The organism is Cupriavidus phytohabitans, from assembly GCF_017815025.1.
Taxonomy (GTDB): Bacteria; Pseudomonadota; Gammaproteobacteria; order Burkholderiales; family Burkholderiaceae; genus Cupriavidus.
Window position 1 is genome coordinate 1 of sequence record NZ_JAGIQB010000091.1, and the last position, 11,091, is coordinate 11,091.

Here is an 11,091-nt window from a genome sequence, read left to right on the forward strand (position 1 = left end):
GCCCTGCTTGCGCTGGCTGTTTAGCGCAAGCAGGGCGGCGGCCAATAGAGGATTATTTCTCGATCCTTGCTCGGCTCTGATGCCCCTGTCCGATCTGTTCGCTACGCTTACCCAATATCTGCACACCCAGGTCTTTCGCGATCTTGCCCGTCATGCCGAATATCCGGCTGCATTCACCCGTCAGCGTAAGCTCACCCTGCCAACGCTGATCGCCTTTATGCTTGGTAACTTGCGCATGGGGGTGCAAGCCGAACTCGATCAGTTCTTCGCCGCACTCGCCCGCCAAAATACCTTGTGCCGAGGTGTCAGTGAACAAGCGTTCGCGCAGGCTCGCAGCAAACTCAGCGGCGATGTTTTTGCTCACCTCAATGCTGGCTGCTTCAGCAAGTGTCCAAACATGTGCCGCGCTGGCATGGCTTTCGGCTGGTCGCCGCGGATGCCTCACACCTGCGTTTTGCCATCCGCCGCAGCCATCTCCCTCGAGCCGCCACCCGCGATCAACTCGCCTTCGGCCTGTACCTGCCCGAGGCCGAGATCATGCTCACCGCCTCATTGCACAGCGTGCACGAGAACGAACGCCAGATCTTGTTCGAGCATCTGGACCGCCTGCAATCCGACGACTTGCTTCTCCTCGACCGTGGCTACCCCGCCCGCTGGCTGGTGGCCGTGCTCAACCAACGAAGCATTCCTTTCTGCATGCGCGCAGACGGCAGCGGTTTTACTGCCGTGCGACAGTTCCTCCGCTCCGGCCGCGCCGAGGGCATCGTCACGCTCCCGGCTCCAGCCCGCAATGATGCGCGCGACTATGAGTGTGCGGCCGTCCCACAGACAGTCCGGCTGATCCGGCAGATCTCGCCAGCCGGCAAGGTACGCGTGCTCATCACCAATCTGCTCGACAGGTGCCGCCATCCGGCCGCCACCTTCCGCGATCTCTATCACCAGCGCTGGCGCCTGGAGGAGGCCTTCAAACGCCTCAAACACCGCATGGCACTCGAACATCTGTCCGGCCTCTCACAGTTGGCCGCTAGGCAGGACTTCGGCGCCAAAATCCTCAGCGACAACCTGCACGCCGTATGCTGCCTCAGCGCCGCGCAGGAACATGAAATTAATTCGGATCATCGCATCAACCGAACCTTCGCCATCACCGCTCTCAAACCTGTCCTGTCAGCGGCGCTGCTCGGCTTGCGCTGGGCCAAGGCCGCTCTGCATGAGACCTTGGCCTTGATCGCAACACGTACCCATCGCGTGCGACCAGATCGCGCTAAGCCACGTCCGACTCGCCACAATCCTCATCGACATGCTACTTACAAGGCTTTTTGATGCCTATTTGTTGGTGCTTATCTTGGGTGGATTGGGTAGCCCCCTCCTACCCCGTCCGCGTGGCCCCGACTTGGCACCGTGATCGCGCGGCAATCCCCGACGGCAACCGTTCCCGGCTTCGCAAGCCGTAGCGCGCCGGCCAGCAACGGATCGAGCCGTTGGCAAAGGAACAAAATTACTCAAAACGTCGGCCGGAGGAACAATGTTCTGCAAAATTCCTTGGCACAATTTTGTTCCCAAGCTTTTTGCGCAATTTTTTTCTCGCGCCGGTCATCAACGCCCTTTAGCCTAGTCCCTGGACCTGTTGGCTTGCAGCGTGAGGGGGCGGAAGCCGCGTGTCGCAGTTCCGTCAACTGGCTCAGAGCGTGGCCTTTGAAGGCTTACGCCCCTGCGCTTGCTTGGCAGAAGAAGCTGCCAAACACCTCAAGCACAACAACCTTGAGAAATGATATGACGCATCGGCACTTCTTTGCCGCGTTGCACGGGCCAGTCTTCAACTACGCGGGGAAGCTCTTTTTCGCTTTAATCGCTCGGCAGTGACATGCTCGAACTTGAGTCGGTTCATGGCCTCAGACACTGTCTGAGGGCTGGGGCGGAGAGGCTGAGCGGGAAACAACCCCTCCAGCCCCGCAAGACGCCCCAACCCCGCCACGATTTTGAGGAAAACTTCCAGCGAGTCGCACTCGTTCAACTCGAACCGCTTATACGTTCGAAGACTAACGCCGCACCATAGGGCGAACGATGCCTGCGATGTGTTGAGTTTGAGTCGTTCGGCGCGAACACGATCAGCCAGTCTTGCTCGCACGGCAAAGGAATTTAACCGATCCAGGTCATCGAACCTTGGCAGGCCCATACTAAAGTTCCTAAATTGGCACCTCTTTGTGGATAACTTTAGTTTAACAGGATTTCACGGCGTCCTGATGTGTATAATGCTCCCTGCTAATGCAGGGGCTTCCGCGTCGAGGGGAATTTTTTGGCCGATCAAGTTGAAAATTTAGATTTTGTCGGAGATGGTGAGCAGCTTCGCTTTCTGCTTGTCGATACCAATTGTTTCCTGCGTATTTATCAGACCTCATTGCGGCCGATCTTGGGCGCCGACGTTGGGGGTTTTCGCATCAGAACGCTTACTGACTTGGTCGACGAATTCAGGCAGGGCAAGCGACTTCAAGACGAATATGCTTGGGCGAACGGCGATATCGACGCTGCAGTTGCTGCCGGTGCAGTGCTAGCACTAAACGACGATGAGCTAAAGGCAGTGCTTGAGGAGTGCCAACTAGTCAAACGTTTCGGCAACGCACTGCTTGAAAACTACTGTACTCAGCGTCTTGCTCCCATCCCAGTCCGTTCTCTGTCCACCAACGACGCCACGCTGATCGCAACCGCACTAGTCTTAAATGCAGTAATCGCCACGGACGAGTGGCCAATGACCCATGTCGTTCAGGATTTAATTCAGGAAGACGAACGGAACGTCGAGATATGGAACTCGTTCGACCTACTGCACTTATTGGAGCGAGCAGGATGCATTTCCGCCGAGGACCGCTACGAGACGGTGAAGTCGTGGATTCGGTATGGTGAGGCCCTCCCGCACAACTGGGAGACGCAATATAGGCGTCTCTTTAATGAACCGGCGCCGAAGTTGCAATAGGTTTGGGCAGCGTTGAAAGCGCCTTGGCAATATGCAAGGCATCGCCCAACTGAATATTCAGTGCGGTCGCAACGAACGCGGGGGACAGGCCGCCTTGCGCATCTTGCCAGCGAGCTAAAGCACGAAACACCGGTGTGCCGAATATGCGTTCCGATGCGTCGATATATTGCGAAGAAGTCATGCTATCGATGCCAAAAAGCGCATAAGCCACAGTGGGCTGCAGACTCCGGCTGCCATTCCAGTCGTCCCAAAACCGATTATCGATTAATCCGGTAGGCTTGCCTGTGCGCTGCTCCGCAATACGATCTATCTGTTTTACGACAGTGACGATCGAAATGTCATGCGCTTTCGCATGGAACGCGACACGCTCCATACGTTGCTTGCTTCCCATGATGTCGTCTAGCGCAGCGGCAGCCACTTCTTGCGGAAATAGCAACGCTTGCGCGAATCGCTCGGCGAATGTCTCGCCTTTGTCGCCTTGAAGCGCATTTAGCGTATAACAATGCGCGAGCTCGTGCGCCATCCAATAGTTAAAATCATCGATGCGCGCGTTGAGATTAAAAATTACCCATGACGACTTCGACTCGGGAAGATACACGCTAAGCGCGTTTTCGTGACCGCTTTTTTCTTCACCCCACAGCACTGGCACGAGAATCGATCCAAACTCCTGATGCATCGATATTAGTTGAGAGTGCCTAATCGGTTCCGTTGTCGACAGGCCGGCACGAGCTCGGGTCTGTCGCGCAGCCCTGATGATGTAGTCATCACTGAGTTGCGGCGTTTCGAGAATGCCAGGTGCAAACAGATTATCTCGCTCGATGAACGGAACGAGTTCACGAAGATGACGGGCCACGTCGGCTGCAGTCTCCAACGCTTGTGCTGAAACGGGCGCATTGCGCTTGGTCCTGTATGCTACAACCGGCTCGGGCAATCGGGACGCGGGCAGCAGTAACTCATGCGGCGACACTGCCAAGGCCTCGGCAATTTGGCGTAACTTCCGAGGGCGAGGAAGGGACTCACCCGATAGCCAATTGGATACCGCCTCGCGACTCACGTCACACGCCTCCGCCAATTGAGAGGCACCCCATCCAAGTGAGGTGAGTCGATCCGTGATCAGGGTGAGATTTAGCATAGCGACCGGAGTGTAGGATAGATCGATAACTCAGTCAAGTTTTGTCAAGTTCAGTGTAGCATGTTTAGAGATCGCCATAGCTCTATAGTGCAGAGCTACCTGTCTGAGGCCGCGCGTACGATTGCGGCACCGATTTCTCCCACTAACGAAGTCCGAACGGAAGAGGCCAATAAGCTGTCCTTCGAAAGCGTAAGTGGAACGAATCTCATTCACCTCACGCCCGGAGACCAACTCGGCCTCAACGAGGGCATGAGGTTACCCGGCAGCGTTTCGGAGCGGCGGCTTAAATTCTTGCAACAACACCGCAATCGCACCCAGAAAGAACGGCCCGCGGCATGAGCGTCCCCCCTCATCCTCGCACCCGAAACCGCTATGTTGGTGCCAGCCGACTCCACAGCGCCACGGCGGCGCCGGCGCTTGGTCACCCGACGCGGCGTTCACCGCGGGCATTTCGGCTTCGTAGGCGCGATCGTCCAGGGACTGAATGCGCGCCCGATGTGGGAACGATACTTGGCCGAAAATGCAGCCCATTCCGGCCGCCCCATTCCTGTCCCGACGGCCCGCTGCGGCTCAGTCGACACAAATCCTCTGTGCGATCAGTTTTAGAAAAGCCGGCAGTTCTGCATCCGCGACCAGCCGCATGATTTCCTCGGCGTGCACCATGGAAAGGCGAAGCCGCTGAGTCGCCATGGCCAGTAGGAATTCCGGCAACGCATCACCTTCACCTCTGGGCCACCCAACTATCGAGGCACGAATAACGCTAGATATCCTGGCGCTAGCGTGCTCGTCGCCCACGTAGTGCAACTCGGTATCGCGCGCGCCTCGCAGCAGAGCTGCCCGAAGAATTGCATCGTTGTAGTTCTCGAAATTCAGCGGATCCAGCAGGACCAGACCATAAATCGAACGCTGGTAGTGGACCGGTTCCGGTACGGTCGGCGCCGCCAAGCCCTTGTTTCCGGCGCGGACGCAGGCGAGCAGATTCGACACGACCGCGAAAATATCGCCTTGCGAAATGCTAGCGGCGTCGCCATCCACCTTGAGATAGACGAAGTCATGATTGATGCGCAATGCACCATGCACGCCATCCAGGAACAGTCCGTCGTAACGAAATGCGGTGCTCTCCAACACTCCTAGCCGAGCCTGAAGGGTCGCATCAAACGGTTCGTGCTCGGCGTCGTCGCGCAATCGCTGGAGTAGCTCCAGCTCGAGGTCCCAGGGGGTACGCGTGAGCTGCGCCATAGGAAGCATCAAGGTCGCCGCCGGTGCAAAGGTGAACGTATCCTTTCCGAATTCACCATAGGTGAGGAACGTGCGCAGTGCGGAGAGCTGCTTTGCCGTTTCCGCCACAGCGAGACCCGCGACGTAGGTCACGCACCCCTGCGGCACCACTGTGCGCAACAGCGCATTGATGTCCCTCGCCAACCCATAGTCGTCGAGCTGACCAAACAGTACAAGGGCCGACCCGCGCGGCACAGCGTTTGCCGCAGCGAGCGTCTGGGGCGTCAAGAGGGTGGTGGCTGCCACGATGGCCGCCATCCCCGCCTCATTTGCCAGATCGTGGAAGGCCGCCTCCGACACGCCTTGCAGGACCACATAGTGGAGTGGGGTCGGAGTGTAACGTTTGAGCAGACGCAGCGTGGCCTCTCGCATGGAGGGTTCGTCAAGTAATGCATCCCCCGATTGCACACCAACGTCGACGCGACGGGTCTGGCCAGAGAACAGATGGGCGCCGAACAGTTGACGCTTGCTTAGCCGATCCAACTGCGTCCGCGCCTCCTTGAGCTGACTGGATGTCGTCGCGTGCAGGAATTTGATGTCGCGCTTTTGGAGCAAGAACTGATCGCCCTCCAGTTCAGCCAGAAAATATCCTTCCCGACAGAGCTTGCAGTCATTGGCCGGGAAATTCTCGATTGGCTCGTAGCCGAACGTCTGGCCTGGCACAAAGGTAAGGTCGCACACGAGCGCACCCGCCTGCCTCGCGTCGATTTGACTGCCGAGGAAGAACAACGTACGGATATTGGCCGGGCGAAAGCCGCATTGGACAAGGCGATTGAACAGCCCACCCGATGTCGAGGCGGAGATCAGTACGATGTCGCTGGCAGCAGCAACTGGTAACCTTTCGATCCCGCCATAGGAGCTGAATGAGCGCACCGGCGCGTGCGCCTCCCAGAGGCCGTTGACGATCCCGATGCGCTGCATCGCAAGCGCCACCGACATCAGCGGTGCCGTGTCGACGAAGATGCGTGCCGGCGTACCCATCCTTGATCCCGCTAACGAAAAGAAGGCGAGCGCCGCAGCAGATTCCGAGGACAGCACCACATCACTGGTCCGCAGGAATTTACGTGCGTGTTTGCCCGACGCCTTGCTGAAATGGACGCCGATGGGCGCGTCAATTCGCCCGGCATGGGCATGAAATAGATCGAACAGAAAGCCATTACGCACTTGATTGGACAGCACCTCATCAGGCTGCGCCTCTAGCTTCCCATCTTTCACGAAGAACGGCGTGGCCACAACGTCGATCACCCCATCACTCAGACGCAGCCAGACTAGATAGATGCGTCCGCCGAGATCATCAAAATAGCGACGAATACGAGCCTGTACGCCGCTTTCGCTCAAGCACGCAAAGAGTGCATCTTTGGCCTGAAATGGCGCCAGCACATAGATACGCGAGGTACTGGGAAAGCTATCGAAGAGGTCCCGTACGTCCTCGCTCAGCATGGTGCCATTCAGCGCGGGCTCGTCGTAGATGAGCAATGACGCATCGCCCTGGTACCCACCATCATGCACGGCAGTCGAATAGTGTTGAGCGCGCATTTCTCAGTCCAACGGAATCAGTACACGAATCGCGGCGCCAACCAACTGCTCATGCACAGTGGGGACGGTGACAAACTGACGCGCCTTGTCCAGCAGCCGTGGCTTGGGCATCCCCGGGCGCGAATGCGAAGCCTGTGACTCGAGCAACAATTTTGGTTCGCCCCGCATGAACGTGCGATAGCCATACACCCGACCGGTGCGCACCTCGATCATGCCTCCCAGGTCCTTCAAACCGCGCAGCACTTCATACAGCCCCATGCCGCGATGCGAGGGCCCGACACCGGCGACGTCGTCCTCGAAATGTCGCTCCATGCATTGATGCACCACCGTCCACTCGTCCTCCAGCGGAACATCATCTTCAAGAGACTGGCGAGTGTACGAGCCATAGAAGCCCAGGCCCGCGTCAAATACTGAAATCTCGAGCATGTCCGTGGCTGAACCGGCGCTACCAGTTTGGCGCCCCGAAACGGGGGCCTGTGCCGGAATGCGATGAAAGATGATGCCGCGAATCCCGCTCTTCCTGATAGGTGTGCCATCCATCGCGGCCCTGCCGTGCAAGTCAGTGTTTTCGAACAACTCGGCCACGATCGTGGAGACGGTCTGGCGAAAGATAAAAGCCCGCGTCGACGATACATTCACGGCAGTCTGTGCCGACACCATCTGGCTGATCAACGAATCGAAGTCAGCGCGGGCGAGCAATTGCCCCCTATCCGCCGAATAGAGGGATGGAGGCCTTCCATGCCCGCGGGTGTCGGCACATAGCAGTGCCTGCCTGTCGGCGAAGAGATCGGTAGACGGCAGGTAGTTATAGATCTTCCGTCGGGCAGGCGCAAACGCGGCGTTACTCCGCGTACCATCGACGTCTTCGACCACATGCTCCACGCCATCAAGCAAGAGCAGGACCGCAGTGAGCGGAAAAAGCGAGGGCGCAGCGGCGACGTGGTCGACAACTTCGCGCGCCCAGATGACACGCATGGAAGGGCCTTGCTGGCTCAGGGAAATCAGCCGCTGGATCGCCACCACTTCTGGCAGCCCGTCCGCCGGCTGCGCCGTTTCCTCTTTACTGCGCATCTCAAACGTCAGTGCGGTGGCGTGACGCAGTGCATTGAACTCTTCCACAGTCCCCTGTAAGGCTTGCGTGAGCGTCGTCGTCTGGGTGCCTTTACTCATAGTTTCATCCTGCCTTGCAATCTGACATCGCTGCCCCAGGCTAGCCAGCCATGGCGCCGCCCCGCAAACCATTACAAGTGGATCACTTCACGGCCGGACCGGTCCGCGCTCCATCACGCCGACTCGATGGCCGTTACCCGGGGCGCGCCAGGCCGGTCGCCCTCAGTGTGCCGTCTGCAGTTCGCCGACCAACTCTTCCTTGGTTGACGACTCGAAAAGGTTCCGCTTGAGCTTCAATCGGTCCAGCAAAAAGGTGTTGCCCAACTCAAACGCATCCAGCAGGGTGTACCAGTTGAGTACATATCGCTTCATGCGTGGCTCATCGCTGACCAGACCAAGTTCGCCTCGGCTCTGCAATTGATTCATGCGACTCGCGATCTCCATATCGTCTGACGAGATCTTTCGACCCAGCAAGATCAATTCGAATCGCAGTAGTTCGCTCGAAAACTGTGGGTGCCGCTTGATGATGTTCGCGTAGTCCTCGAGCTGCCGGAGGTGCTTGATGTTCAGGGCGACACCGGGTCGCTTGATCTCGACAATCACGCACCGATAGACCTGCCGCCCCGTAGAGTCAATGGAAGGGATGCGACGCGCCAGAAAGAGGTCGGTCTGTCGCTTGGCACCGGCAATATCCTCCGGCGATTCGCCATCACGATCATCGACGACGTCAATCAGCAGTACCTGGTCCCGGAGCGTTCTCGCGATCTTGGTGAAACTGTCCTCTTCCGCACCCAGCGTTTCGTAGGCCGGCCCGAACAGCCACGTGTTCGCTTCGATGATCTTCTGCAGATCTGGTGTTTCCATGACCTCGCGATAGTGCACGTCCATCAGCGTGCGCAGCTTCGACGCTGCGTCGTGCCGTCGCTGCAATATCTCGATCGTCGCGATGATATTTTCCAGCGAAGTCTGCTGAAGCTGGTCGGCCAGGGTCTGCATCCCTTTCTCGTCCAGTTCCAACACACTGTTCAGCACATCGAACAGCGCATCGTTCTCGTTGGAAACCGAAAGTCGATCCAGCAACTGAATGATAACTTTCCGCTGCTTCTTGCTCGCCGAATCAAAGACCGACGGATCGGCGACATAGACGGCCGTCACGAGATCCTTGGCGTTGTTCAGTCGCCATTCTCGTTCTTCTGGCGGCAGTTCCTTGTAGGTGGGAAATAGTCCTTCATCAACGTATTTCTCGACCTCATCCAGGGCTCTCTGGCGCAAAAAGCGTTCGTAAATACTCTGCGTTAACTCCCCCAGTTCTCGCATCAGGCGCCTCCAATCCGTGGAGCGAGGTGTATGGGCTCGTGGGTCAAACAGATCCGGCTCCGTGGCAAAATTATCGGCCCAGGCAGAGCAGATGGAAATGCTGGTGAAGAAGCCGGACTTGTTGTTTAGTGTGCTGAGCTGCCGGTAGACAACTCGACCTTCACTGTTCACCAGGTATGTGTACGACTTCTCAGAACTCGGCCGCGCGTGCCAGCGAATGATCTGGGCGTCGAAGCGAAGGTCGTCCCACTCGAAACGATGTTCGATCACTTCGTGCTCAGGGACAGGAATCGGCTCGCCGTTTAGCTTGAGCACATGTTCAGCATGAAGAGCCAGATGCCAGCCAAATTCGGTGGCCAGTTTTGCTTTCAACTCCGTATGCGTTGGCAGATGGTTCGAGAACCCCTCCAGCGATACGAGAGTCCCCGTTGGCTGCCGCTGCAGGGACTCACACTGCTCCTGATCCGAAATCAACCAGGCGCCATAGTCCTTGATCGACTGCGCATCGACCGCGATGCGGGCTTGCCCGGTGCTTGCGCGGGTATGCCATGTCGCGTGGCGGCAGATGCGGTGAAAGGAGAGACGTCCTCGACCATGCGCCCCATGCTGCGACGCATCTCCGCGCTTGTGTGAGTCGTTGAAACGTCCAAACGTCGACTTTAATGTCGTCGGATCGATGCCTTCGCCATCGTCCAGTACCGTGACAACATGCGGCGCATCGAGCTCGTTGAGGACGACATCCACCAACACCGTCCTCGCCTTGGCGTCGAAGCCGTTCCACGTCAGTTCAAAAATCGGCTGCCACGGTTCCACGCTCTTGAAGTGCTTCTTGATGCCTTCATTGTCAATTTCCGTGGTGCCGGAAAGATCGGTTCTTGTTGTCATGTCGCAAGGGCAGAGAATGGACACGTCTCGGTCGGTTCATCATATGACAGGGTGGCAAATACAATTTGCCTCGCTCCGCAATTACTCACAAGCCCGAAAAAGCAGCCTTGCGCACATTGTAAGCCCAAGCTCGTGCGGACGAACGACACCCTCCCAACGCTGGGTATGCCAATTGATGCGGCATGGAACTTCCAAACCGCCGCGTTTCCAAGTGACTTCTCCGATTTGCGGGCTTCGACTTGGGCAAGCACGCGAGATCCGGTATGGCCACCGTTGAGCGTACCGTCTCAATGCGGGGCAGTTGGTAGAGTTTTACCGGTCGGATAGACGAAGCTCGATGACTACTGCAAGCGACGAATTTTCCTTTCAATCATGGGCTTGCAGAGAATGGGGCGGAATTTTCAGGAACGCAGAGCAGGCCTTGCGGTACAGCGCGCGGGTTTCGGGAAAGCGGCTGCGCAGGTCGGCGATGTCGCTCGCGCGCAAGGTGGAAGCAGCCCGTGGCCAGCACGCGCGCGTCTATACGCTATCCGGGCGGCGACCTAATCCATTTGGCCGAGATTTAGCGAAGGTTATCCGAGTAGTAAGCGGCCAGCCGCCCCACTTTGCCGGTCGAGAGCAGCTATGAGAGCGCAGACGCTCTCAGCGTGCGGGATGCCAGTTGGGGGGAAGCAGCTCGTTGATGCGGCTGTTCAGGTGGTTGGGCAGACGCGCCAATACATCACGGACGTAGGCGCACGGATCGGAGATAAAGTCAAATCTGGTGTACGAAGGTTGATCGTGGCCGGTTCTCAGGCGGCGAGTTTCTGCTGATCCGGCGGATTGTCTTGCGCCGGGGCACCGTCCTTGAAGGGAATGCCCTTCAAGA

Annotated in this window: 8 protein-coding genes and 1 pseudogene; 2 read left to right on the forward strand and 7 right to left on the reverse strand. The window is 57.8% G+C overall.

Annotated elements, in window-relative coordinates; translation table 11 throughout:
- Positions 1-52 precede the first annotated feature (52 nt).
- Positions 53-364: a hypothetical protein gene (locus J8I34_RS35040; RefSeq protein WP_245176291.1), complete on the reverse strand. Its 312-nt coding sequence runs from the start codon at positions 362-364 to the stop codon at positions 53-55.
- A gap of 23 nt (positions 365-387) precedes the next feature.
- On the opposite strand from J8I34_RS35040, the gene J8I34_RS31835 reads away from it, so the two are divergent.
- The gene (locus tag J8I34_RS31835) at positions 388-1,320 is read left to right on the forward strand and encodes a transposase (RefSeq protein WP_348635834.1); all 933 of its coding nucleotides are present in this window, start codon (positions 388-390) and stop codon (positions 1,318-1,320) included.
- Between the two features lie 973 nt (positions 1,321-2,293).
- Positions 2,294-2,965, forward strand: a complete 672-nt coding sequence (locus J8I34_RS31840) for a hypothetical protein (RefSeq protein ID WP_209777970.1) — start codon at positions 2,294-2,296, stop codon at positions 2,963-2,965.
- Here the strand turns inward: J8I34_RS31840 and J8I34_RS31845 are convergent.
- The 6 genes and pseudogenes from J8I34_RS31845 to J8I34_RS31865 all read right to left on the reverse strand — a co-directional run.
- Positions 2,937-3,836, reverse strand: coding sequence for an ImmA/IrrE family metallo-endopeptidase (locus J8I34_RS31845; protein WP_245176293.1), 900 nt, complete (start codon positions 3,834-3,836; stop codon positions 2,937-2,939). The genes J8I34_RS31840 and J8I34_RS31845 overlap by 29 nt on opposite strands.
- Positions 3,837-3,926: 90 nt before the next feature.
- A pseudogene (locus J8I34_RS35045) lies at positions 3,927-4,097 on the reverse strand (helix-turn-helix domain-containing protein); the annotation flags it as partial.
- A 570-nt stretch (positions 4,098-4,667) separates the two neighbouring features.
- A complete protein-coding gene (locus tag J8I34_RS31850) occupies positions 4,668-6,911 on the reverse strand; it encodes a hypothetical protein (protein WP_209777964.1) in 2,244 nt (747 codons plus the stop codon).
- A 3-nt stretch (positions 6,912-6,914) separates the two neighbouring features.
- Positions 6,915-8,081: a hypothetical protein gene (locus tag J8I34_RS31855; RefSeq protein WP_209777962.1), complete on the reverse strand. Its 1,167-nt coding sequence runs from the start codon at positions 8,079-8,081 to the stop codon at positions 6,915-6,917.
- Positions 8,082-8,243: 162 nt separating this feature from the next.
- Entirely contained in the window at positions 8,244-10,223 is a 1,980-nt protein-coding gene (locus J8I34_RS31860; protein WP_209777960.1) for an ATP-binding protein, read from the reverse strand.
- Between the two features lie 642 nt (positions 10,224-10,865).
- The coding region (locus J8I34_RS31865; RefSeq protein WP_209808176.1) for a transposase domain-containing protein at positions 10,866-11,091 on the reverse strand (226 nt) is incomplete at its 5' end.